The following is a 24,931-nucleotide window of genomic DNA, read 5'->3' on the forward strand; positions in this document are numbered from 1 at the left end:
AGGAAACGGCGGCCCTGACACCGCGACGATGGACACGTTGACCCGTACCCCGGGGTGCGGGTTTAGGGTCGCGGGATGCGGGTGGGTGAGTTGGCACGACGGACCGGAACCACGGTCCGGGCACTGCGGTACTACGAGTCGGCCGGGCTGGTCGTGCCCCGGCGGCTGAGCAACGGCTACCGCGAGTACGACCCGATCGCGGTGCGGCTGGTGGCCCAGATCCGCGAGCTGATGGCGCTCGGCCTCACCGTCGAGGAGACCCGCCCGTTCGTCGAGTCGATCGCCGGTGGCGCCGACGACACCGACGTGTGCGCGGCGGCGGTGGCCACGTACCGCAGCACCATCGGCAACCTGCAGGAACGGATCGGCAAGTTGACCGCCCAGCGCGACGCGCTGGACGCCCGCCTGGACGCCGCCGCGACCCAGGTCGTACCCGGCAGTCCCGCCGAGGGCGCCGACCCCACCGCGCTGGTCGGCGTCCGGTTGCCACCGCTGTCCTTCTACGGCACCGACGGCCGCCCGGTCGATCTCGGCGCGCTCGGCGCCGGGCGCAGCGTCATCTTCGTCTACCCACTGACCGGACGACCGGGCGTCGACCTGCCCAACGGGCTGCTGGAGATCCACGGCGCGCGCGGCAGCACCGAGCAGGCCGCCTGGTTCCGCGACCACCACGCGGAACTCCGCGCGGCCGGTGCCGCACGGGTCTACGGCCTGTCCGCGCAGTCGACCGGTTACCAGCGGGAACTCGCCCACCGGCTGCGACTGCCCTACCCGCTGATCCCCGACCCGAGGCTGACCCTGGCCGACGCCCTGCGGCTGCCGACCCGCGCCGCCGGCGACATGACGCTCTACGAGCGGCTGACCCTGATCGTCGCCGACGGCGCTGTCGAACACGTCTTCCACCCGATCCCGGACCCGGCGTCGCACCCCCTGCACGTGATGCGGTGGCTCACGAAGCGACGCCAGGCCCCCGGATCGGTTGCCGCCTAGAAGTCGTCGTCGAAGGCGACGGTGCCGGTCACCCCGACCTGGTACGCCGACACCCGCCGCTCGAAGAAGTTGGACAGCTCCTGCACGTCCTGCAACTCCATGAAGCCGAACGGGTTGCTCGACCCGTAGTGCGCCGCGATGCCGAGCTGGGCGAGTCGGCGGTCGGCGACGTGCTGGAGGTACTCCCGCATGTCGGCCAACGTCAGACCGGGCACACCATGGCCCAACAGGTCCTCGGCGAACTGCACCTCACACTCGACCGCCTCGGTGAGCATCCGGCGAACCTGGTCGGCGAGGTCGTCGTCGAACAGGTCCGGCTCCTCGACGCGAACGGTGTCGACGACGTCGAACGCGAACGCCATGTGCATGGACTCGTCGCGGAACACCCAGTTGGTGCCCGAGGCGAGGCCGTGCAGCAGGCCGCGGGAACGCAGGAAGTAGACGTACGCGAACGCGCCGTAGAAGAACAACCCCTCAATGCAGGCGGCGAAGCAGATCAGGTTGAGCAGGAACGTGCGCCGGTCCTCGCGGGACCGCAGCTCGCGCAGGTCGTTGAGGGAGTTGATCCACCGGAAGCAGAACTCGGCCTTGCGACGGATCGAGGGGATGTTCTCGATGGCCGCGAAGGCCTCGAAGCGCTCGGTCTCGTCGGGCACGTACGTGTCGAGCAGGTTGAGATAGAACTGGACGTGCACGGCCTCCTCGAACAGCTGGCGGGACAGGTAGAGGCGACCCTCCGGGCTGTTGACGTGCTGGTAGAGGTTGAGCACCAGGTTGTTGGCGACGATCGTGTCACCGGTGGCGAAGAACGCCACCAGGCGGCTGACCAGGTGCCGTTCGGCCGGCGACAGCTTGTCCAGGTCGGCGAGGTCGGCGTGCAGGTCGACCTCCTCGACCGTCCAGGTGTTGCGGATCGCGTCGCGGAACCTGTCGAAGAAGTGCGGGTAGCGCATCGGGCGGAGAGTCAGGTCCATCCCGGGGTCGAGCAGCATGTGCGTGGTCCTCGTGTCGGTGATGCTGGCGTCGGTGGTGGCGGCTTCGGCGGGGGTCACTGGCAGGCCTCGCACGACTCGGGGTTCTCCAGCGAGCAGGCCAGCGCCTCCGCGTCGACGACGACTGGCGCGACAGCGCTGACGGTGGCCTGCTGGATCCGCGTCGCGGGACGCGAGCGCAGGTAGTAGGTGGTCTTCAGCCCGGCCTTCCAGGCGTACAGGTACATCGAGGAGAGCTTGCCGATGGTCGGCGCGGCCAGGAACAGGTTCAGCGACTGGGACTGGTCGATGAACGGGGCGCGGGCGGCGGCCAGGTCGATGAGCGCCCGCTGCGGCAGCTCCCACGCGGTGCGGAACAGCTCCCGTACGGCGGCCGGCAGCTCGGCGATCTCCTGCACGGACCCCTCCGCCCGCTTGATCGCCGAACGGATCCGCTCGGTCCACAGACCGCGGGCCTTCAGCTCGCGTACCAGAGCGGTGTTGACCTGGAGGAACTCCCCCGACAAGGTCTCGCGCTTGAACAGGTTGGACACCTGCGGCTCGATGCACTCGTAACACCCGGCGATCGAGGCGATGGTGGCCGTCGGCGCGACCGCCACCAGCAGCGAGTTGCGCAGCCCGTACGCCTCGACCCGCTCGCGCAGCGCGTCCCACCGCGCGGTCTGCGTACCCTCGACACCCCACAGGTCGGGCTGGAGCTGGCCCCGCGCGGCCCGGGTCTGCGGGTACGCCGGATGCGCGCCGAAGTCGCGCGCCAGGTCGGCCGAGGTCTCCAGCGCGGTCAGGTACAGCTCCTCGCTGATCAGGGTGGACAGCTCCCGGGCGGCCGGCGAGTCGAACGGCAGCCGCAGCGCGAAGAAGACGTCTTGTAGGCCCATCAGCCCGAGTCCGACCGGCCGCCAGCGGGGGTTGCTCGCCGCCGCCTGCGCGGTCGGGTAGTAGTTGATGTCGATGACCCGGTCGAGGAAGGTAACCGCGGTCCGTACCGTGGCGCGCAGCCGCTCCCAGTCGATGCCGCCGGCGGTGAGGTGGGCGGCTAGGTTCACCGAGCCGAGGTTGCACACGGCGGTCTCGGTGTCACTGGACACCTCGACGATCTCGGTGCAGAGGTTCGACAGGTGCACCACGTTGCCCGGCTCGGCGGTCTGGTTGCAGAGCCGGTTGGCGGCGTCCTTGAAGGTCATCCAGCCGTTGCCGGTCTGGGCGAGGGTCCGCATCATCTTCCCGTACAGCTCCCGTGCCGGGACCTGCCGCACGTAGAGACCCTGCGCCTCGGCCTGGCGGTACGCGGCGTCGAACCGCTCGCCCCACAGGTCGGGCAGCTCGGGCACCTCGTGCGGGTCGAACAGCGACCACGGCTCGTCGGCCTCGACCCGCCGCATGAACTCGTCCGGGATCCAGTTGGCCAGGTTGAGGTTGTGGGTGCGTCGGGCGTCCTCGCCGGTGTTGTCCCGCAGTTGCAGGAACTCCTCGATGTCCGGGTGCCACGGCTCCAGATAGACGCAGGCCGCGCCCTTGCGTCGGCCACCCTGGTTCACAGCGGCGACGCTCGCGTCCAGCGTGCGCAGCCACGGCACGATGCCGTTGGACTGCCCGTTCGTGCCCCGGATCAGCGCTCCCCGGGAGCGCACCCGGGAGTACGCGATGCCGATGCCACCGGCGAACTTGGACAGGTTGGCGACCTGGGCGTACCGCTGGTAGATCGAGTCCAGCTCGTCGAGCGGGGAGTCGACCAGGTAGCAGGAGGACATCTGCGTGTGCCGGGTGCCGGAGTTGAACAGGGTCGGTGAGCTGGGCAGGTAGGCCAGGCTGGACATCAGCCGGTAGAAGTCGACAGCCTCGTCCGCCGTCCGGGACAGGCCGCAGGCCACCCGCAGCAGCCAGTACTGCGGGGTCTCCAGCACCAGTCGGCTGATGGGGTGGCGCAGCAGGTAGCGGTCGTACACGGTGCGCAGGCCGAAGTACTCGAACCGGCGGTCGCCGTCCGGGTCGATGGCGTGGTCGAGCGTCGCGGCGTGTGCGGCGACGAACGCGGCGGTGTCGTCACCGATCAGGCCCTCGGCGTGGCCGACCCGGATCGCCGCGCTGAACGAGGTGATGCCCTGTCGACGCACCTCCTTGTCGACGTAGCCGGCCAGCAATCGCGCGGCGAGGCGCGAGTACTGCGGCTCCTCACCGATCATCTCGGCGGCGGTCTGGATGGACAGCCGGTCAAGTTCGGCAGTGGTCGCGCCGTCGTAGAGCCCGCTGATGGTGCGGGTGGCCACCCGCATCGGGTCGACGTCGGTCAGGTCGTCGGCCCACCGCTCGATCGCCCGGACGATCTTGTTCACGTCCACGGGTTCGGTGCCGCCGTCGCGCTTGCGGACCTGCATCGGCGTCCGCCGCGCTGTCGCGTCGCCGCTGGCCGGGACTACCTCGGTGACTGTCACCACTCGCTCCTCGGAGTTCGAGACCTGGTGGCCCGGACGCGAGGAGACAGACACCGACGGACGCCACGCCAGCCCGGCGTGGGTCAGGTGGCGTCAGCCGTCCCACGCGGCCTCGGACCGCCGCGCCACCCGGATGCGGGTACGCGGCGCGCTGGCAGGTCTTCGGACTCGCGGGCACGACCGGGCTCGCCGGTCTCCTACTGGCCGTCGCTTCCCAGGCCGATTGATGGCCCAGTGCTGATGACGGCGGTCGTTCCCACTCACCGCTGCGGGACAGTCCCGGATTTCCACCGGGTTCCCTGTTGCCTCGACCGCCCCGGATGAGCGGCCGAACCAGCTGCGCTCGACACCATATATAGGGACGCAGCCGTTGTCACACCCCACATGTCGGTCTCGGGCGTGTCGGTGGCCGACTCGGTGACCACTGTCACCACCCCGGCCGACAACACCCGGTCGACCGACGCCAGGCACCGGAGACGGGGCCCTGCGCGCTGGTGTCGACAGTCGACAGGGATGTGGCGTATCGAGGCCACGGTGCCGCAGACCGCACCCATATGCCACTGTCTATGCCTTGAGGTGGGCTGAACGCCCGATCTCCACGGGCTCGCCACCCTGCCACCTTCGCCCGTCAACGGGCACGATGGACGGTGAGGCGGATCGACCCGGCGAGGCAAACATCATACGTCTGCGGGCCCACGGTGATCGACATCGTTGACGGGCTGGAGCGGCGCTCCGTATACTCCCTGTGATCATCTGATCTTTAGCCTAGCCGGGCGAGGAACGCATGCCGCAGATCACTGCCGTCACCGTCGAAGACGTCCGCTTCCCCACCTCCCTGACCGCTGACGGGTCAGACGCCATGAACAAGGACGGCGACTACTCGGCGGCCTACGTCGTCCTGCACACCGACGGCGTCGACGGCGTGGGCGCGCCACTCGCGGGGCACGGCCTGACCTTCACCATCGGTCGAGGCAACGACATCGTCGCGGCGGCGGCAGTCCACCAGGCACAGCTTCTGGTGGGCCTGGACGTGGCGACGATGGCAGCGGACATGGGCGCCGTCTACCGCCTCCTCACCTCCGACTCGCAACTGCGTTGGCTCGGGCCGGAGAAGGGTGTCGTCCACCTGTCCCTGGCGGCCGTGTTGAACGCGTCGTGGGACCTGGTCGCCCGGGTCGCCGACAAGCCGCTGTGGCGGCTGCTCGTCGACATGTCCCCCGAGCAACTCGTCGACATCGCGGACCTGCGCTACCTGTCCGACGCGCTGACCCGGGACGAGGCACTGGCCATCCTGCGGGCCAAGGAGGGCACGAAGGCGGCCCGCCTCGCCGAGCTCGACCGGACCGGCTACCCCGCCTACACCACCTCGGCGGGTTGGCTCGGCTACGGCGACGACAAGCTGCGCCGGCTGTGCCAGGAGGCGGTGGACACCGGCTACGGCTACGTCAAGCTCAAGGTGGGCGCCAACCTCGACGACGACATCAGGCGATGCGCGATCGCGCGGGAGATCCTCGGGCCGGATCGCAACCTGATGATCGACGCCAACCAGGTGTGGGACGTCGGTCAGGCCATCGACTGGGTCACCGCCCTCGCCCAGTTCAAACCACTGTGGATCGAGGAGCCGACCAGCCCCGACGACATCCTGGGCCACGCGGCCGTCCGCCGCGCCGTCGCTCCGATCGGCGTCGCCACCGGCGAGCACTGCCACAACCGGGTGATGTTCAAGCAGCTGTTCCAGGCCGAGGCCATCGACTTCTGCCAACTGGACACCGGCCGCTTGGCCAGCATCAACGAGATCGTCGCCGTGCTGCTGCTCGCCGCGAAGTTCGACGTCCCGGTGTGCCCGCACGCCGGCGGTGTCGGGCTGTGCGAGATGGTCCAGCACGTGTCGGTGCTCGACTACGTCGCGATCTCGGGGGACCTCACCAACCGGGTCACCGAGTTCGTCGACCACCTGCACGAGCACTTCACCGATCCCTGCATCATCCGGGACACCGGCACGGGCAGCGGATACGTTCTGCCCAGCCAGCCCGGCTACTCCACCCGGATGCGTCAGGAGTCGGTAGCGCTCTACCGCTTTCCCGACGGCCACTACTGGGCGACGACAGACCCGACTACCGTGTCATCTCCGGAGGCGGCGTACGTGATCGCGGGTGGGAAGGCCACCCTCACCGGCCGCTAGGGGGATCATGTCTCGCACTGACGAAGTGGTCAACGGCATCAAGCGGATGATCCTCGAAGGGCAGTTCAGGCCCGGGGACCGGTTGCCCATCGAGAAGGACCTCGCCGAGCAGCTCGGAGTCTCGCGGGGGTCCCTGCGCGAGGGGATGTCGGCGCTGTCGATCCTGGGCATCGTCAACATCCGCCAGGGCGACGGCACCTACGTCACCAACCTCGACGCGCCACAACTGCTGGCCCCGATGGGTTTCGTCGTGGACTTCCAGGGCCAGGGCGACCCCCGGCACATCCACACCGTTCGCCGGCTGCTGGAGTGCGAGGCCGCCTGCCTGGCGGCGACCAGGATCACCGACGAGGCCCTGGCCCAGGCGGGTGACCTGCTCGAAGAGGCAGCCCGGTTGATCGGCCAGTCACCGCCGGACCACGAGCGGATCATGGAGATCGACATCGCCTTCCACCGGATCATCGCGGTGCACGCCGAGAACCCGGTGCTCGTCGGTCTGATCGAAGCCTTCGCCGGGCGCACCATCCGGGGCCGGCTCTGGCGGAGTCTGCACGAGGAGGGCGCGGACCTGCGCACCCATCACGAACACGTGGCGATCCTGAAGGCCCTCGTGGCGCGCGACCCGGAGCGGGCGCGCACCCGGATGGCGAACCACCTGATCGGCGTGGAGGAGTCGTTGCAGGGGTTACCCGACGACGCTGACGCCAGCGTCGAGACGGCCCGGTCGTGACAGCCGACCCTCACGACTGCACGTCGAGCAGCCCCTCGTCGTACAACGCCGTCCAGAGCTGATCCGGGACGTCGACACCAGTTCGACGCAGGGTCTCGGTCACCTGGGCCTCGTCACGCATGCCGACGACCGTCGAGACCACGGCCGGGTGACGACGGACGAACGCCAACGCCGCCTGGGGCAGCGTGACGCCGTACATCTGGCAGACCCGCGCTATCCGGCGGGCCTGATCGATCACCTCCGCCGGCGCCTGCTGGTAGTCGTAGACGGCGTCGGGCGGCGGAACGTCCCGGGCCAGCAGCCCGGAGTTGTAGACACCGGCGACCACCACACCGACGTGGCGGGCCTGCGCGACGGGGAGCAGGTCGGTCAGCGCGCCCTGCTCCAGCAGTGTGTACCGGCCGGCGCACATCACCACGTCCACGTCGGTCTCGGCCACGAAGCGGGCCAGCATCGCGGACTGGTTCATCCCCGCCCCGACGGCACCGATCACGCCCTGCTCCCGCAGCTCCACCAACGCCGGGATCGCCTCGCGCGCGGCCTGCTCCCAATGCTCGTCCGGATCATGCAGATACACCACGTCGATCCGGTCCAGGCCGGTGCGCCGAAGGCTCGCCTCCAGCGAACGGCGTACGCCGTCGCGGCTGAAGTCCCAGACCCGACGATGATCGGCGGGAACGTCGAACCCCTCCGGATCCCGCCGGTGCGCCGTCTCCGGTGATGGCACGAGCAGCCGGCCGACCTTCGTCGACACCACGTACTCGCCGCGCGGACGGGAGCGCAGGGCCGCGCCCAGGCGCCGTTCGGACAGGCCCAGCCCGTAGTGCGGTGCCGTGTCGAAGTATCGGATGCCGCCTGCCCACGCGGTGTCCACGGCGGCGGCGAACTGCTCCTCCGACGTCGCCCGGTAGAGATTGCCGCCCTGGGAGGCGCCGAAGCCCAGTGGGCTCAGCCGCAGCGACGGCCCGACGCCGCTGCGGGCCGCCGAACGGGCGGGGTCGCGCGCACCCCGCTGGACGACAGCGGTCACCGCTCGTCCCGATCCACGTTGGTGCTGCCGGTCATCGCCGCGACCAGATCGTCGGTGGTGACCTCGTCGGCGCGGAGTTGGGCAGCGCGCCGACCGAGGCGCAGGACCTCGACCCGGTCGGCGATCTCGAGCACCTGCGGCATGTTGTGGCTCACCAGCACCACCGACATGCCGGCGTCACGGGCCCGCCGAACGACGTCGAGCACCCGCCCGGTCTGGACCACCCCCAGGGCTGCTGTGGGCTCGTCGAGGATGACCACGTTGGTCGCCCAGATGATGGCGCGGGCCACCGCCACGCACTGCCGCTGCCCACCGGAGAGCATCGCGATGGGGGTGGTGACCCGGGGGATCCGTACGCCGAGTTCGTCGAGGGCGGCGGCGGCGCCCTGGCGCATGGCGCGCTTGTCCAACAACCCGAGCCGGCCGAGTGGCCCGGAGCGGAGGATCTCCCGGCCGAGATACAGGTTGGCGGCCACGCTGAGGTCGTCGGCGACGGCGAGGTCCTGGTAGACCGTCTCCACCCCGGCCCGTCGGGCATCGACCGGAGTGGAGAACTGGACCGGGCGGCCGCCCACCCGGATCTCGCCCTCGTCGGGCGGGTGCACACCGGACAGGGTCTTGATCAGCGTGCTCTTGCCGGCGCCGTTGTCACCGATCAGCGCGACGACCTCACCTCGGCGGACCGTGAAGTCGGCGCCACGCAACGCCTCGACGTGCCCGAACCGCTTGACGACGCCGCGGGCTTCGAGGACCGGCGGTTCCGCGTCGGTGGGTTGCTGATCGCTGTCCGCGGTGGCCGTGGGGATCGCGCCCATCACTGCACCGGCGGGTTGGCGCAGCTGGGCTCGAGCACCGCCTTGATCTCCGCCGAGTCGATGTTCTCCTTGGTGACGAACGTGACGCCGGTGTCGGCCGATGCCAGCGGCGCCTTGTCCCGAAGGTGCTTGACCATCTTGTCGACGCCGAAGTAGCCCATCTTGAACGGGTTCTGCACTACCAGCGCCGAGATCTGGCCGTTGCGCACTCCGGCGATCTCGTCCGGTGCGGCGTCCCAGCCGATGATGACCACCTTGCCGGACTTGCCGGCGGCCTGGATGGCCTGCGCGGCACCGAGCACGCTCGGCTCGTTGGCCGCGAAGACGCCGGCGAGCTTGGGGTTGGCGGTGAGGATGTTCTCGGTGACCCGTCGGGCCTCGTTGACGTCACTGCGGCTCGGCTGCTGGCCGACCAGCTTCAGGTTGGGGTACTGGGCGAGGCCGGCCTTGAAGCCGTCGACCCGCTCGGTGTTGGTCTGCGATCCGGGCTGGAACTCGACGAGCGCCACCTCGTGGTTGCCGGGGCCGAGTTCGGTGGCGAGCAACTTCGCCGCCTCGGTCGCCGACGCGCGGTTGTCGGTGGCGAAGAGGGGCACGTTCGACGGCTGCGGGCTGGTGCCAGAGTCGATCATGGCGACCGGGATGTTGGCGCTGAGCGCCTTGTCGGTGGCCGGTGCCAGCGCGCTGGAGTCGGTCGCCGCGTAGACGATGCCGTCGACCTTCTTGGTGACGAAGTTCTGGATCAGGTTGACCTGGCCCTCGACGTCGGTCTCGGTGGTCACCCCGTCCCACTGGACGGTGACGTCGCCCGCGCGCTGCGCGGCGCACTCGGCGCCCGCCTTCACCGTGTTCCAGTAGTCGGCCCCGACCGCCTTGGGTACGACGGCGAGCTTCAACGGGCCGCTCGCGTCCTTGGTCGCGCCGTCGCCGCCGTCACGGACCTCGACCCCGCCGCAGGCGCTGAGCAGGGCGGTCGCCGCGGCCGCGGCCAGGATCGCCTGCGCACGCAGGAGTCGTCCTCGCGTCCGCCGGCTGGTGGTGGTGTGTGCCATGGTGTGTGTCCTTCCTCGTTCGGACTCTCGGAATGGCATGTCAACCCCGTGATTCCAGCCGCCGGCGGCGGTACTGGTCGAAGTAGACGGCGGCCCAGATGATCACGCCAACGATCACCTGCTGGTAGTGGATGCTGATATCGAGCAGGACGGCGCCGTTGCGGACCAGGGCGATGAGGAACGCGCCGATGATGGTTCCGACGATCCGGCCCTGCCCGCCGAACAGGCTGGCCCCGCCGATGACGGCGGCGGCGATGACGTCGAGTTCCAGCGAGATCCCGTAGTTGGGCTGGCCGGAGTTGACCCGGGACGCCGCGATCATGCCGCCCAGCCCGACCAGCACGCCGGCCAGCACGTACACCCCGGTCAGGTGTCGCCCGACCCGGATGCCGGAGCGGCGGGCCGCCTCCAGATTGGAGCCCATCGCGTAGGTGTACTGACCGAAGCGGGTCTGGGAGAGCAGGAAGGCGACCCCGACGGCGACCAGGACGGTGATCACCACGGCGAACGGAATGCCGAGGATCTGCCCGTTGCCGAGCAGTTGGAAGGACCGGGGCAGGCCGTAGACGCCGACCGCTCCGGTGATGATGAAGACCAGGCCGCGGCCCACTGACATCGTCCCCAACGTCGCGATGAACGGCGGAATCCGGGCCACAGTGACCAGAAGCCCGTTCAACAGCCCGGCCAGCGCGCCGACGCCGATCGCGACCGCCGTCGCCGCCCAGAGCGAGAAGCCGAGGTCGCGCACGACCATCGCGCCCAGCACGCCGGCGAGCGCGGCGACCGACCCCACTGACAGGTCGATGCCCTTCGTGATGATGACCATCGTCTGGGCCGTGGCGATGATGGCGATCACCGCCGTCTGGGCCCCGATGTTGAAGAGGTTGTCCGCTGTCAGGAAGTAGGGACTCGCGAAGGTCAAGGCGATGAACAGGACGACCAGTGCGGTCGCGGCGGTGAACTCGGAGACGGCGTGGGAGATCCGTTCCCGGAACCAGTCGCTGAGTTCGCCGCGCTGCGTGCCGGCGGTTGCCTCGGCGCTACTCATCGTCGGACCTGACCTCCCCAAGCGTGGCGTCGACGTCCGGCGGGGACCCGCCGACGAGCCGAACGCCTGTGAGCGACCGATCCCGTCCGGACGGCGGTGCGGTTAGGTGCCCGCACATCCACTGGAGATAGGTCGGATGTTTCCCACGATCAGGCGTTACCTTGCCACGCATTCACGTATGTTGCCAAGGTCTTGCGGGCATGTTTTGCCATCGTTACCTGGACCACCGAAGGCATACGTCCGACCAAATCGACATCGACTGCTACCGCAAGCATGTTATCGATAACATGCTATGTCCCCAGCTCGGACGGCGCTGCCGTCTCAGGATGGGGCCAGCCGGTAGACCCGGCCGGCGGTCCCACGCCAGATCGCGGCCCGCTCGTCGTCGGACAGCGCATCCAGCAGGTCGCCCAGGGCGGCGACCCAGCCCGTGTACGAGGTGGCGAGCAGGCACACCGGCCAGTCCGAGCCGAACATCAGCCGATCCGGCCCGAACACGTCGAGGGCGTGCTCGACCGCGGGCCGCAGGTGAGCCGTCGTCCAGGACCCGCCGTCCACCTCGGTCACCAGACCGGAGAGCTTCGCCGTCGTGTTGGGCTCGGCCGCGAGCGCCCGCAGGTCGCGCTGCCAGTCACCGAGATCGGCGCGCCCGAGCGAGGGCTTGCCGAGGTGGTCCAGGACGAACCGCACCTGGGGCAGGTCGCGGACGAGCCGGGCCGCCGCCGGCAGTTGACGATGGCCCACCAGAAGGTCGAAGGCGAGGCCGGCGGCACCGACCGCGGCGATGCCGTGCCGCACATCGGGGCGGTCGAGATAGGTCGGGTCGGGTTCGGACTGGACCAGGTGCCGGATGCCGACCAGCCGTTCGCCGCCGCGCGCCCTCCGTAGTCGGGCCAGGCGGCGGTCGACATCGGCGGCGGTGAGGTCGACCCAACCGACGACCCCGCCGACGAGAGGGTCGTCGGCCGCGATGCCGAGCAGCTCGGGCGTCTCGGACCGAACGGCGACGGACTGGACGACAACGGTCTGGGTGACACCGGCGGCCTGGGCCGCCGGGGCGAGCTCGACCGGCGTGAAGTCGTCGTCGATCGCGGCCATTGTGTACGGATCGACCCAGGGCTGTGGGTGCCGCGCCCGGACCCAGAGGTGATGATGCGCGTCGACGATGCCCGGTCGGCGCGCGACCTCGCCGGTCGTCACCGGACTCGCCCTGGCGCGTTCTCGTCCACCCCACACCCCGCCCAGCCGCTGATCGAGCCCTCCGGTTCAGCCCGGAGCCACAGAGTCGATCTGGCAGGTTGACCATGTTAGCGGTAACAGACTGTTGTTGAGTACCGGAACGCGCGCCACCCCCGGCTTGGGGCAGTGTCGCCTTTTGGTCTGACGAATCCACCGGCAACTACGGCTGGTCCGCCTCGCTGACGTCCCGGTATGCGGACGCCGGGCGAGCGAGCGAAGTTCGGGTTGACCGGCTGCGGTGGCACCGATACCGTCGACCCACTATCTGCGGCGACGCGAGGGAAGCCGGTGTGATTCCGGCGCGGTCGCGCCACTGTGAGCGGTTCCCCACAACGGGGGGCCGCGAGCCAGGACGCTCGGTCGTCCGCAGCCTTGCGATGGGGACGCGTCATCCCTGGGGAGGTTCGTGTATTCATGTCTAGCTCCGCTTCCAGCCAGCCGGTGGTGCACCCCGTTGGCAGTGCTCGTCTGCTGTGGACGGTCCTCGCGACCGTTGCCGTGCTCACCCTGCTGGCGTACCTCGTCGCCTTCGACCAGGGGGCGGTGTCGCGCAGCGGGATGTACCTGCACGAGCTGATGCACGACGGCAGGCACCTGCTGGGCGTCCCGTGCCACTGACCACCACCACTCCCCCGTTCGTCGCCGTCCTCGTTCGCGGGCTGCTGGCCGGCCTGATCGCCGGCCTGCTCGCCGGAGTGTTCGCGTACGTCGCTGGCGAACGGCACGTCGAGGCGGCCATCGCCATCGAGGAGGCGTCGACGCACGCCGAGCCCGCCGCTGGTGCCCACGACCACGAGGACGCCCTGGTCAGCCGGACGGGTCAGCGCGGCGGTCTGTTCCTGGCCACCGGCCTGTTCGGGGCCGCGATGGGTGGCCTGCTGGCCACGGCGTACGTCCTGCTGTCCCGGCGGCGGCGCGGCGACGACGACGGGCGGTCGGGTCTGCTGCTGGCCGGCGCGGCGCTGCTCGGCGCGGTGATCGTGCCGTTCCTCAAGTACCCGGCGAACCCGCCGGCGGTCGGCGACCCGGCCACCATCAATCAACGGACGGTCACCTACCTGTTGATGGTGGTGCTCGGGCTGGTGGCCGTGTGGGCCGGTTCGCTGGGTTACCGGTCGGTCGGCGCCCAGGCACCGACGTGGCTGCGTGCCGCTGCGGCCGTGGGCGGGTTCCTGCTGGTGACGGCAGTGTCGTACGTGGTGATGCCGTCCTTCCAGGAGGTTCCGGCGGACTTCCCGGCGACCCTGCTGTGGAATTTCCGACTGGCCTCGCTCGGCACCCAGGTCGTGCTCTGGACCGGCATCGGCCTGCTGTTCGCGGCCCTGATGCACCACGAGCGGCGTCGCCGGGCCGGCACCGCACTGCCGAGCACGTGACCGGCACCAGCCTTCGGCTGGTCGCCCACGGTCACACATCCGCGCTGCGCCGCGCCCGCTTCGGCGGCGCCGACGTCGGGCTGGACGAGGGTGGCCTGCGCGCCGCACTCGCCCAGGCCCGCGCGGATGCAGACCGGCGCGGGCCCCTCGGCGTGAACGCCACCTGCCTGGCCAGCCCCGCGGTGGCCGCCCGACAGACCGCCGACGCCTTCGGCCTGGCGCCGACGATCGAGACCGCGTTGGCCGACTGTGACTACGGGAACTGGTCCGGACGGTCGCTTGAGGAGATCGCTGAATCGCAGCCGCAGGCCCTGCACGACTGGCTGTCCGCCCCGGACTCCGCCCCGCACGGCGGTGAGTCCGTCACGGCCGTGCGGGATCGGGTCGGCAGCTGGCTGGACGGGCAGCAGGCAGCCGGTGGACGAGTCATCGCTGTCACCCACCCGCTGGTGATCCGGGTCGCTGTGGTGCACGCCCTCGGTCTTCCGATGGCGACGTACCGGCAGGTGGACGTGGAGCCGCTGGCTGTCGTCCGGCTCACCAGCCAGGGCACGCGCTGGCAGCTCCGGCTCGGTACGCCGCGCGCAGCTTGAGGTCGCACCAGACGGCGCAGGCCGCACCCACCAGAGTGGACACGGCCTGCGCTCGCTCGGCGACTGTCAGCCGCCTGCTCAGTGGTGCCGGTGGGGCAGGTGCAGCTCGACCGGCTCGGGCGGAAGGTCGTCAACGCCGGCGGCGACCGCCTGTTCGTGACGGCGACGCGCCGAGGGCAGGGCGAGTGCCGCGAAGACGGCCAGGACCGCCACGCCCGCGCACACCCAGAACCCGGCGGTGAACGCCGCGTCGGTGGGCAGCCCCGTGGGGGTGCTGTTCGACGTGATGACCGCCGCCACGACCGCCGCGCCGATGCTGCTGCCGATGGTGCGGGCGATGGTGTTGACGCCGCTCGCCTCTCCGGTCTGCCCGGCCGGGACGCTCTCGATGATGGCGTTGGACATCGCCGCGAACGCCAGGCCGATGCCGGCGCCGGTGAGCACCCCGGAGAGCAGCACCTGCCAGGTCGCGCCGTGCGCGAACGCCGGCAGCGCGAATGCGACGACGACAGCGACAGTGCCGAGGAACATCGGAACCTTGGGACCGAAGCGACGGTCCAGCAGGCCCGCGAGGGGACCGAAGACCACCATCATCAGGACGGTGGGCAGCAGGAACAGGCCCGCCTGGGACACCGTCTTGCCGAACCCGTACCCGGTGGCGGCGGGCAGTTGCAGCAGGGTCGGTACCAGTACGAATGTCCCGAACATCGCGAAACCGAGGATCAGGGCGACGAGGTCGGTGGCCCAGACACCGCGAATTCGCATCAGGCGCATGTCGATGAGCGGCTCGCGTACCCGTAGCTCGACCCGGACGAACACCACCATCGCGACCGCGCCGAGCAGGAACAGACCGATGGTCTTCGGCTCGGTCCAGCCCCAGCCCTGCCCCTTGCTCACGGCCAGCAGCAACGAGACCAGCGATACCGACAGGATGGCCGCGCCGAGCATGTCGAGCCGCCCGGGCGTGCGGACCCGCGACTCGGGCATCCCGAAGATGGTCCCGAGCAGCGCGACGACGACGAGGACCAGCGGCAGCCAGAACAGCCAGTGCCACGACAGGTGCTCCACGATCGGGCCCGCGGCCACGATCCCGACGCCAGCGCCGACCCCGAAGATCGCCGACAGCAGGCCAACTGTGACGCCGACCTTCTCCCGCGGCAGTTGGTCGCGGACGATGCCGATCGACAGCGGCAGGATCGCTCCGGCGGCTCCCTGTAGCGCCCGCGCGACGATCAGCACGGTCAAATTCGGGGCCAGGGCGGCGAGCAGTGTGCCAGCGGCGAGGGCCGCGAGGACGCCGATGAGGACCCGACGCTTGCCGACCATGTCACCGAGACGTCCGAGAATGGGCGTCAACACCGAGGCTGCCAACAGGTACGCCGTGAGCACCCAACTGATGTCTCCGGTCGAGACGCCCAGGTCCCTTCCGATGGTCGACAGCGCGGGCGCCACCAGCGACTGGAGCACCGCGAACGCCAGGCCGCCCAGCGACAGGTACAGCACCAGGAGGGTGGTGTTGGCGCGCGGGGCGGCGCCGGACGCGGAGCCGAGGTCTGTCGGCTCCTCGATGGTGTGGGTCATGAATTCCCCGAACTAGATGTAAACGTTTGCTGACTTAGCCAGTATGCGCAGCCCGAAGAACATGTCAACAGTCGTTTACGTCACCCCCGGCCGGGCCGGAGTTTGCATCCTCCGGCAAGTCAACATATGTTTACTTGCGGCCTGGGGCACCACTGTCGCCCCGCAACGTCCCGGCCGCCGGCCCGAGCGCCGACACCCACCGCCACCGTGCCAGAGCGAAGGAAGGACGCGTCGTGACAGCCGAACCGCCTGTCCCCGCGACCGGTAGCACCGACGGCGAACCGGCCCAGCGTCGCCGTCGGGACGCGGCCGAGACGCGGCAACTGCTGCTCGACGCCGCCCGCCAGCGCTTCGCCAGGGACGGCTACGCGGCCACCACCGTCCGGGACATCGCCGACGACGCGGGCGTCAACGTGGCGCTCATCAGCCGCTACTTCACCTCGAAGGAGGGCCTGTTCGAGGCGTGCCTGCGCGCCGCGGGCGACGAACTGCGCCGAACGACAGGTCAGACGCCTGCCGACCGGGTGCCCGAGGCCATCGCCCGGCACATCGCCGACCTCGGCGCGGCCGGCCTGTCGAGCCAGCTGTCACTGCTGTTGCGATCATCCGGGGACGCGGGCGCCGACGAGATCCGACGCGCCGTGCTGGTCCGTTCCAGCGAACAACTGGCGGCGGCTCGCGGATGGCGTCCCGGCGAACCGGGCAGCGAACAGCTCCTGCTCCGCGCCCAGATGGCCCTCGCCGCCGGTATCGGAGTCGCGGTGCTGCGATCGTCCATCCGGCTGGAACCGCTGAGTTCCGCCACCGAACAGGACCTGGTCGGGCCGCTGCGCGACCTGGTCGACGCGCTGCTGCCGCCTTCTTGAGCCCGGCCGCGGGCCGACCCCGAAACCCGAAGCACGCCGCTCGGGGCTGTCAGCGCCACCGCGGCCGGTCAGCCGCCACGGGTGTGGACCAGGGCGGCGGCGCGCCCCAATGCGGACTTCTCGACGGCGGACAGCGCCGGATCGACCCGGCGCAGACCCACGGCATGCCGTAGTTGGCTGGTCCGGGGCGGCTCGGCACGCCGCTGAAAGGCATCGAGGCCGTTCCGGGCAAGATCGGCGAGCTGCGGGTCCGGGCTGACCGCCACCTCGGCGAGGATGAGAGCGGTCATGGCCACGTCCAGGTCGGCCGGCCCCTCGGTCGCGTTACGCCAATCGATGACCACCGGCCCGCGCGAAGTCACCATGACGTTCTGTGGATGCAGGTCGAGGTGCAGGACGCGGACCGTGGGGTCGGCGCTGAACCGGGCCGGCACCGTGTGGAGGCGGTCGTGCAGGCCCACAAGGAGGTCGGCGGCCGCGCCGATGCCGGTGCGCCCGGCGAGCATCGACGCCAGGAGAGTTTCGCCGTCGAGTCGTTCGAGCACCAGGTCGGGCCCCTGGGCGTCGTACACCACGGGCACCGGGTAGCCGGCCGCCGCGACGTACGCCATCAACGCCGCCTCGGGCGTACTGTCCCCGCCCTGGCGGTAGCGGCGCAGCACCCGCGACCCGTCGAGCGCGTAGACGTCGGCGTCGCGCCCCGAGGCGAGCAGCGCGTGATCGGCCATGGCAGACGACGCTAACAGTGGGTTGCGCCCCACGCTGCTGCCTTGTCCCCGGCTCGGTGCTAGCCGGTGACGGTGAACGGTCGGGACACCTTCGTCGCCGACGTGGCGCCGTTCAGCGTGACGCTGGTCGCGCCCGCCTTCGCCGCCCCCGGGACGCTGACCGTCGCGCCGGAGATGACGCCGTCACCGTTCGCGCGCGCGGTGCTGACCGCCAGTCCGGTCCCGAAGGCGATCGTGACCACCTCGTTCGGCGCGAACCCGGAACCGTCGACCATGATCGACGTGCCACGCGGGCCCGAGGTGGTCAACAGCGCCACCCGCGGCCGGTAGGTCCGTGCCTCCGGCTCTCCGGTCACCTGGACGGTGGCCGTGGCCGGGGTACGCGAGGACGCGCCCGTCGCGGTGACGGCGTACCGGCCGGGTTGCGCGTCACCGGAGGTCGGCACCGAGGCGCGGACCGTTCCCGTCGCCGAGGCGGCGACCTTCATGGTCCGGCCCGGGTCGGTGCCGACGCTGACTGTCACCTGCTCGCCGGCCGCGAAGCCGCTGCCGTTGACGGTGATCGCGTCACCGGTGGTGACGGCACCGGACGCGGACAGCGCGATCGCCGGCTGCGATCCGCCCCGAGCCACAGTCACCGTGAAGGACCCGGTGCTGCTCGACAGCGTGTCCCACGCGGTGACGCGCACCGTGTAGGTGCCCTCCCGTGGGTAGGTGTGCTTACCGCTCATCGCGCCGGACTCGCCGATCGTCACGTCGTCCGGAACCGTGCCGTCACCCCACTGGACGCGGGCGCGGTAGCCCGTCGTACCGGGAACACCGCCGGTCACCGCGCCGAGGTTCGCCGCGAGGGCCTGCCCGGCGGTGGCCGTCTGGTTCTTCGGGGCGGTTGTCGCCAGCGCCGGGGCGGGCGTGCCGTCGTTGGCCACGGCGAACACGTGGATGCGGCCCGCCGAGCGAGGGTCACCGGTCTGCGTCGGCAGGGTCACCGACACCAGCGTCTTACCCGCCGGGATCTGGTACGGGGCGGTGGCGAAGAGGAACGGCTGGGCGCCGTCGCGGCTGGTGCCCTGCAACCGGTACGCCGTCCGGGCGACGATGATGTTGCCGTAGGACGGGGTGCCGTTGGCGTTGCCGCCCAGCGTCCAGTCGCTCATCTGGATCGGGATGCTGGCCGTGCTGCCGTCGCTGAACGTCGCAGTGCCGGTGGTGCTCTGGTTGCCCTGCGTTCCGGCGCCGATGAACGAGATGCTCTTCGCGTCCGCCGGAAGGTCGAGAACCACTGTCGCCCCGTTGCCGGTGGCGTTGTCCGGCTGCCCGGCCGGGATCACCGGCACTGTGAACCGCAGCCCGGTCCCGGGAACCTGCTGCGACTGGCCCTGGGTGACACCGCCGGCCGCCAGGGCGGCCCGCGAGTACGCCCACGACTTGGCGTCGCAGTCGGCCGCCAGGGCCCCCTCGTCGCCGACGCAGACGCTGTCGAACGCGGCGGTGAGACCGGAGGCCGGGGCGTACGCCACCTCGACGCCGACCGTCGCGGAGCTCTGGCTTTCGCCGTCGGTCACCGTGACGTTCGCCTGGTGGTAGCCGGGAGTGGTGTAGGTGTGCGACCCGGCGATGCGATAGACGGCCCGCGAGCTCAACGTCACGGTGCCCGCGGTGACCGGCGTGCCGTCACCCCAGTCGATGGTGGCCTGGTAGCCGTTGGCGTCCCCGCCGGTGACGGTGGCCAACGGCACCGAGACGGGTACGCCGGTCATCGCGTGTACGCCGTCTGCAGCGGTGACGGTGATGTCGCCGCCGCCGAGGTCGAGGTCACCTCCGGCGAGCAACTCGACCTCGGCGAGGTTGGTCTGCGCGGCGCCGACGGTCTTCGTGACGGCGAGGCGGTACTGGGCGAACCGTCCCGGCTTGTCGATCGAGTACGGGCGGGTCTGGTTGCGCCACGGGAACACCTGGCCGGTGCGGGAGTCCACTGTGGTCCAGGTCAGCCCGTCGTTGGAGCCCTGGAGGCGCCAGTCCGCCGGATCGCCGGGACCGGACCCGGACGTGACCGTGTAGTACTTCGGCTTCTGCTTGCCACCACGGAAGGCCCAGGTGATCTGCGGGGTCGCCGAGGTGAAGGTCAACTGCGTGGTCGACGAGTCGTCGAACAGCTTCGACGCGTCCTGACCGCCGGTCGCGCTCGCGGTGCCGAGACCGGGACCGGTGACGTCCTGCAACGGCTTCGGCGCCTCGTCACCAGTGGTCAGCGACGGCGGCGCGTCGTTCCGGCCGCTGCCCCACGACGACGGCTTGGGACCCATCTGGAAGTCGATGGTGCCGCCCTTGGCGAGCTTCGCGACATCCACTGACAGGCCGCGCTGCTTCTTGCCGTTCACCGTCACGCCCTGCACGTAGACGTTCGCCGCGCTGTTGTTCGGCGCGTTGACGACGATGTCGCCGCTGCTGCGGTGCACTGTCATCCTGGTGAACTGCGGCGAGCCGATCGCCCACTCGGACGACCCGGCCTGCAACGGGTAGATGCCCAGCGAGCTCAGGATGTACCACGACGACATCTCGCCGTTGTCCTCGTCACCCAGGTAGCCCTGGCCGATCTCACTGCCGACGTAGAGACGCCGCAGGATCTCCCGTACCGTCTCCTGGGTCCTGGCGGGCGCGCCGGCGACGTTGTACATGTACGGGATGTGGTGCGACGGCTGGTTGCTCATGCCGAGCTGACCCATCCGGACCGCGCGCGCTTCGAGCATCTCGTGGATGACGCCGCCGTACCCACCGGGGCGATCGGCGTTCTCCGGGGTGGTGAAGAACGCGTCGAGCTTGTCCCGCAGCGCCTTCTGCCCGCCGTACAGGTTGATCAGGCCCTGGCCGTCCTGCTGGGCGGTGAACGCGAAGTTCCACCCGTTGGTCTCGGTGTAGACGCCACCCCAGTCCAGCGGGTCACCGGCGAGGAAGTTGCCGGCGGCGTCGCGGCCCTGGAAGAGCTTCGTCTTCGGGTCGAAGAGGTGGACGTAGTTGCGGGCCCGCTCCAGGAAGTACCGCGACTCCTCGGTGAGCCGGGCGCGCTCCGACTTCGGCGTGGCCGGGTCCTTGGCGAGCGCCGCACCCATGTTGCCGATGCCGAAGTCGTTGATGTAACCCTCCAACGCCCAGGACACCGACTCCCCGGTGGACGTCGGCGTGTAGCCGAGGAACAGGGAGCTCTCGATGCCCTTGCGTCCGACCGCGCTGCGCCCGGACGCGACTGTCGCGTCCTTGACGGCCGCGTCGTAGGCCGCGAGCGGGTCGGGCAGCTTGACCCCGGTGAGGTACGCCTGGGCCAGCGCCACGTTCGCGCTGGTGCCGGTCATCAGGTCGGCGTAGCCGGGGGACGACCAGCGGGCGATCCAGCCACCGTCGCGGTAGTGCTGGACGAACCCGTCGGAGATCTTGGCGGCGACGTCCGGGTACAGCAGCGCGTAGGCGGGCCACACGGTGCGGTAGGTGTCCCAGAAGCCGTTGTTGACGTAGATCTGCCCGTCGACGACCTTTGCGCCGGTCCGGGTGGGGGTCGACGCGCCGGTCGGCGCCGAGACCGGGCTCGCGTACTGCCAGCGCGGCGCGGCGGCGGTGCCGGCGTTCTCCGACTGCGAGTTCGGGTAGAGGTTCAGCCGGTACAGGTTCGAGTACATGGTGACAAGCTGCGACTCGGAGGCGCCCCGCAGCTCGACCCGGCCGAGCCGGTCCTTCCACGCGGCCGTCGCGGCGGCGTGGATCTGGTCGAAGCTCTTGCCGGTGACCTCCAGATCGAGGTTGCGGCGCGCCTGGTCGACGGAGAGGAACGACGTGGCGAGACGCATCGTCACCTCCCGCGACCCGGAGATGTCGAAGGTGGCCGACGTCGCGGCGGACGCCGTCGGCGCCCGGTCGAAGGCACCGGAGACGAACATCCGGCTACGGCCGGCGGACAGGCCGCTGCCGTTGTCGACCCAACCGGTGAACGTGCCGTCAGTGCCGATGGTGAACGTGCCGTTGTGGAAGACGAGGCTTCCGGTCGGCTGCCCGGTGGGGAAGGTGAACCGCATGATCCCGGCGTGGTCGGTGGGCGACATCTCCGCGATCAGACCGTTCTGGAGCGTGACCCGGTAGAGGTCCGGCTGCGCCGTCTCGTCGTCGTGACTGAAGGCGAGCGCACGGCCGGCGGGCTGACCGGTGAGCGGCCCGCCACCGACGACCGGCATGACCGACATCTGGTTGCGGTCACCCATCCAGGGGCTGGGCTCGTGGGAGATCGCGAGGCCCTGGAGCATCGGCAGGTTGGCCTCGTTGTTGATCCGGTGGTACTCGTACTCCCACGAGTCGGAGGTCGCGTCGGTCACCGGGGTGAAGAAGTTGAACCCGTTCGGCACGGCGGTGATCGGCAGGTTGTTGCCGCGCGAGAAGCCGCCCGTCGAGTTGGTGCCCCGTCGGGTGTCGACGTAGTTGGTCAGCTTCGAGCCGTCGATCGACGTCGGCGCGGCAGTCAGCTCGATGTCGTCGAGCCAACCCTGGAACCGGGTCTCCCCGGTGGCCTGCGGATTGTCGTAGGCGAGCAGGATGCGGTCGATGGTCTTGCCACGCGCGACGGCGCCAAGGTCGGCCTGCACCAGGTTCCACTGGTCGGCGAAGAGCACCTTCGCCGCACCCTGACCAGCGCCCGTGAGCGGGTAGCCGTGCTGGTCGGTTGCCGAGCGATTACTCAGGTAACTGCCGTCGGTGAAGTGCAGGTCGACTGCGGTGTAGGTGGACGGGTACCGGCCGTCCCCGCCGGTGAACTCGGGGAAGATCTTGTACGACAGTCGGGTCTTCGGCCCGACCGGGATGCTGACGTCGAAGAGCTTGTTCGTCGCGTACGACCGGCCGTTGTTCTCGGCGCCGCCGGCATAGCGCAGCGCGGCCAGTCCGGTGAAGCCGACGTCCGGCTTCGTGGTGTAGCCGCCGTTCGGGCCGGAGGTCGCCTCGCTGACCATGGGGGTGGCCGGCGGGCGGACGCCCGAGCCGTCGCTGATGTTCCAGTCGGCGAGCTGCAGGAGCGAGTCACCGGAGTTCGCGGTGACGTTGAGCCGGTAGAAGCCGTAGGCGTTCGGGTTGGTGAAGCTGTACGTCCTGGTGGCGAAGCGCCCGCTGAACTTCTCGCCGGCACGCTTGTCCAGGTCGGTCCAGGTGCTGCCGTCGTTCGACCCCTGGACGACGAAGTCCCTGGGGTCGCGGGTCGGGGCGTCGTCGGCCGCGGTCAGCGAGTAGCGCACCACAGTCGCCGGCTTGGCGAGCTGGTAGGTCACCCAGCCGCTGGACGCGAACGCGAGCCACTTGGTCGACGGATCGTCGTCACTGAGGTTCGCGGCGATCTCTCGCGGCTGGTTCTCGTCGCTCGCGGTCACGGCGCTGACCTGGCCGAGCAGGCTGCCGGGCAGGGTGGCGACGGTGCCGCTCAGGTTGGCCTGGAGCGGCTTTCCGTTCGGGCCGACCTCCACTGTGCTGGTGGCGGGCTGCGGGTCGGCGGACTCGAACGAGGAGGTGAAGTTGCCCGGCGGGGCGGAGGTGGGGGCGGCGTTCGCCAGGGGCGCGGCGACGAGCAGGCCCAGCGGTAGCAGGGCGGCTGTCGTCGCCGCGATCAGGCGGGGTGAGAGGGAACGCGCAAGGGGGGTGTGCGACATGAGGGACGGAGCCTTTCGACTCGAACCGGGTCGAGTACGTCGAACGTCTGGGCAGTGTGGAGCAGGTGGTGGGTCGAGCCCTGACATCGTTGTCATGAGACTTCATGAGCAACGGGAGCCGGGCCTGTGGACTGCCGCTGATAGTTCCGGGCGCGGCACTGCCGTGTCAACGGGTTGATCGCGCCGAAACGGCCGCCGCCCGCACCGGGCCCCGACGGCCGATGCGCCGGGCCTCGACGCCGTCCGACGACGTACGCCGAGGCCCGGCCACGGATCAGCAGTAGAGGTTGGCTCCGGCGGACACCCCGAGGATGCCGACGAACTGCTGGTACCTGGTGACGCGACTCTGCACCTGGGCGGGGTTTCCGCCGTTGCACTCGATCGAGCCGTTGATGCTGCGGATCGTCTGACCGAACCCGGCGCCGTTGACCATCGCATTGTGGGCGGTCATGGTGCCCGGCCCGTTCTGGGTCATCCAGTACCAGATACCGGTCTTCCAGGCCACCGCCGCGTCGGTCTGCACCAGCCACGGGTTGGTCAACAGCGGCAGGTTGAGGGCGTTGCCAGCGGCGTTGTAGTTGAAGTTCCAACTGAGCTGGATCGGCCCCCGCCCGTAGTAGGCGGCCTGCCCGGCGGGGCAGCCGTACGACTGGCCGGGGTCGCAGTAGTGCGGGTAGTTCGCGGTGTTCTGTTCGACGATGTGCACGAGCCCGCCGGTCTCGTGGTAGACGTTGGCCAGGAAGGCCGCGGCCTCCTGGCGCTGGACAGTGGCACTGCCGGTGCGCGCGAACGCCGGGTAGGCGCTGAGCGCGGCGACGAGCCCGGAGTACGTGTAGAACGAGTTGCGGCCCGGGAACATCTGGTTGAACTGGGCCTCGGTGACCACGAAGCCGCCGGGGTTGGTGGGCGGCGGAGTCGTCGGTGGCTGACCCCCACAGGTGTAGGGCTCCCAGTACCAGGTGCTGACGACGGGGTCGTACCCCGGATTGTCGTGCTCGGCGATGTAGTACGAACCGTTGGTGTAGCGCACGATCGCCCCGGCGGCGTACCAGGTCCCGGCGGTCCAGTTCGGGTAGGAGCAGGTCCCTCCGGTGGGCGGCGTGGTGCCCCCGCCGCACGCGCCGAGGTCTTCCCAGACACCGGTCGTGCCCGGCGGCGCCTCGTTCTGGGTCCACCACTTCGCCCGGTAGTTGCGGCCGTTGTGGGAGACCTGGGCGTCTCCCCAGTAGACGGCCGAGGCCTGCCACGATGCCGAGCAGGCCGCCGCCGACGCGGCAGTGGCCGGGATGACCGCCACCAGCCCGCCGGCGACGATCAGTGTCGCCAGCGCAACCAGCGCGCGCAGTCTCGTCATGTGATCACTCCTTTCTGGGACCTCACTGGCCGAAACCCTGATGGATATCGACAGGAGTGACTGTAACATCTTCTGTTCACAACCTTTACTATTCCCTGCGGCCAGGGCGACGGACCGTGGCCGGCGCGACGGGCGGAGCCGGCGGCCCACTGTCGATATTTCCGGCTGCTTTCCGGATCACGTCGCGTGCGGACCAACCGATTCGTTCGACCAATCTTCGATCCAGCCGGGCCACGCCTGGCCAGCAC

18 protein-coding genes and 2 riboswitches are annotated in these 24,931 nt (G+C 70.1%); of the genes, 7 read left to right on the forward strand and 11 right to left on the reverse strand.

Annotated features, from left to right (window positions below; translation table 11 throughout):
* Positions 1-75 precede the first annotated feature (75 nt).
* Positions 76-990, forward strand: coding sequence for a MerR family transcriptional regulator (locus MED01_RS11100; RefSeq protein ID WP_238668429.1), 915 nt, complete (start codon positions 76-78; stop codon positions 988-990).
* Here MED01_RS11100 and MED01_RS11105 read toward each other — a convergent pair.
* On the reverse strand, positions 987-1,982 hold the full coding sequence (locus tag MED01_RS11105; RefSeq protein WP_238668658.1) for a ribonucleotide-diphosphate reductase subunit beta: 996 nt from the start codon (positions 1,980-1,982) through the stop codon (positions 987-989). The two genes, MED01_RS11100 and MED01_RS11105, sit on opposite strands and share 4 nt — an antisense overlap.
* A 56-nt stretch (positions 1,983-2,038) precedes the next feature.
* Positions 2,039-4,357, reverse strand: coding sequence for a ribonucleoside-diphosphate reductase subunit alpha (locus tag MED01_RS11110; RefSeq protein ID WP_238668659.1), 2,319 nt, complete (start codon positions 4,355-4,357; stop codon positions 2,039-2,041).
* Between the two features lie 193 nt (positions 4,358-4,550).
* Positions 4,551-4,767, reverse strand: a riboswitch (cobalamin riboswitch).
* Between the two features lie 431 nt (positions 4,768-5,198).
* On the opposite strand from MED01_RS11110, the gene MED01_RS11115 reads away from it, so the two are divergent.
* Together MED01_RS11115 and MED01_RS11120 are read left to right on the forward strand one after the other, a co-directional pair.
* Positions 5,199-6,596 (forward strand): enolase C-terminal domain-like protein, encoded by a 1,398-nt coding sequence (locus MED01_RS11115; RefSeq protein ID WP_238668430.1) that lies wholly within the window; start codon positions 5,199-5,201, stop codon positions 6,594-6,596.
* A gap of 7 nt (positions 6,597-6,603) precedes the next feature.
* The gene (locus tag MED01_RS11120; protein WP_238668431.1) at positions 6,604-7,326 is read left to right on the forward strand and encodes a FadR/GntR family transcriptional regulator; all 723 of its coding nucleotides are present in this window, start codon (positions 6,604-6,606) and stop codon (positions 7,324-7,326) included.
* A gap of 10 nt (positions 7,327-7,336) precedes the next feature.
* On the opposite strand, the gene MED01_RS11125 is transcribed toward MED01_RS11120, so the two are convergent.
* The 5 genes from MED01_RS11125 to MED01_RS11145 form a co-directional block, all read right to left on the reverse strand.
* A complete protein-coding gene (locus MED01_RS11125; protein ID WP_238668432.1) occupies positions 7,337-8,356 on the reverse strand; it encodes an aldo/keto reductase in 1,020 nt (339 codons plus the stop codon).
* The gene (locus tag MED01_RS11130) at positions 8,353-9,171 is read right to left on the reverse strand and encodes an ATP-binding cassette domain-containing protein (RefSeq protein ID WP_238668433.1); all 819 of its coding nucleotides are present in this window, start codon (positions 9,169-9,171) and stop codon (positions 8,353-8,355) included. Before MED01_RS11130 ends, MED01_RS11125 begins: the two co-directional genes overlap by 4 nt.
* On the reverse strand, positions 9,171-10,223 hold the full coding sequence (locus tag MED01_RS11135; protein ID WP_091406812.1) for an ABC transporter substrate-binding protein: 1,053 nt from the start codon (positions 10,221-10,223) through the stop codon (positions 9,171-9,173). Before MED01_RS11135 ends, MED01_RS11130 begins: the two co-directional genes overlap by 1 nt.
* Before the next feature lie 40 nt (positions 10,224-10,263).
* Positions 10,264-11,271, reverse strand: a complete 1,008-nt coding sequence (locus MED01_RS11140; protein WP_091406814.1) for an ABC transporter permease — start codon at positions 11,269-11,271, stop codon at positions 10,264-10,266.
* A 321-nt stretch (positions 11,272-11,592) separates the two neighbouring features.
* Complete coding sequence (locus MED01_RS11145; RefSeq protein WP_238668434.1) at positions 11,593-12,471, reverse strand: amidohydrolase family protein; 879 nt, start codon at positions 12,469-12,471, stop codon at positions 11,593-11,595.
* A 276-nt stretch (positions 12,472-12,747) separates the two neighbouring features.
* Positions 12,748-12,889, forward strand: a riboswitch (cobalamin riboswitch).
* A 35-nt stretch (positions 12,890-12,924) separates the two neighbouring features.
* Here MED01_RS11145 and MED01_RS11150 point away from each other — a divergent pair.
* The 3 genes from MED01_RS11150 to MED01_RS11160 are packed head-to-tail and all read left to right on the forward strand — an operon-like array spanning position 12,925 to position 14,479.
* Positions 12,925-13,128: a CbtB domain-containing protein gene (locus tag MED01_RS11150; RefSeq protein WP_238668435.1), complete on the forward strand. Its 204-nt coding sequence runs from the start codon at positions 12,925-12,927 to the stop codon at positions 13,126-13,128.
* On the forward strand, positions 13,119-13,886 hold the full coding sequence (locus tag MED01_RS11155) for a CbtA family protein (protein WP_238668436.1): 768 nt from the start codon (positions 13,119-13,121) through the stop codon (positions 13,884-13,886). Before MED01_RS11150 ends, MED01_RS11155 begins: the two co-directional genes overlap by 10 nt.
* On the forward strand, positions 13,883-14,479 hold the full coding sequence (locus tag MED01_RS11160; RefSeq protein WP_238668437.1) for a histidine phosphatase family protein: 597 nt from the start codon (positions 13,883-13,885) through the stop codon (positions 14,477-14,479). The genes MED01_RS11155 and MED01_RS11160 overlap by 4 nt, the downstream gene beginning before the upstream one ends.
* Before the next feature lie 78 nt (positions 14,480-14,557).
* On the opposite strand, the gene MED01_RS11165 is transcribed toward MED01_RS11160, so the two are convergent.
* Positions 14,558-16,060, reverse strand: a complete 1,503-nt coding sequence (locus MED01_RS11165) for an MFS transporter (protein WP_238668438.1) — start codon at positions 16,058-16,060, stop codon at positions 14,558-14,560.
* Positions 16,061-16,293: 233 nt separating this feature from the next.
* Between MED01_RS11165 and MED01_RS11170 the strand changes: the two genes are divergently transcribed.
* Positions 16,294-16,926, forward strand: a complete 633-nt coding sequence (locus MED01_RS11170; protein WP_238668439.1) for a TetR/AcrR family transcriptional regulator — start codon at positions 16,294-16,296, stop codon at positions 16,924-16,926.
* Between the two features lie 68 nt (positions 16,927-16,994).
* On the opposite strand, the gene MED01_RS11175 is transcribed toward MED01_RS11170, so the two are convergent.
* From MED01_RS11175 to MED01_RS11185, 3 genes are all read right to left on the reverse strand, one after another.
* The gene (locus MED01_RS11175) at positions 16,995-17,654 is read right to left on the reverse strand and encodes a phosphotransferase (RefSeq protein ID WP_238668440.1); all 660 of its coding nucleotides are present in this window, start codon (positions 17,652-17,654) and stop codon (positions 16,995-16,997) included.
* A 59-nt stretch (positions 17,655-17,713) separates the two neighbouring features.
* Positions 17,714-23,329: a GH92 family glycosyl hydrolase gene (locus MED01_RS11180; protein WP_238668441.1), complete on the reverse strand. Its 5,616-nt coding sequence runs from the start codon at positions 23,327-23,329 to the stop codon at positions 17,714-17,716.
* A gap of 274 nt (positions 23,330-23,603) precedes the next feature.
* A complete protein-coding gene (locus MED01_RS11185) occupies positions 23,604-24,683 on the reverse strand; it encodes a glycoside hydrolase family 19 protein (RefSeq protein WP_238668442.1) in 1,080 nt (359 codons plus the stop codon).
* Positions 24,684-24,931 lie beyond the last annotated feature (248 nt).

It is taken from the genome of Micromonospora alfalfae, assembly GCF_022230925.1.
GTDB lineage: Bacteria > Actinomycetota > Actinomycetes > Mycobacteriales > Micromonosporaceae > Micromonospora > Micromonospora alfalfae.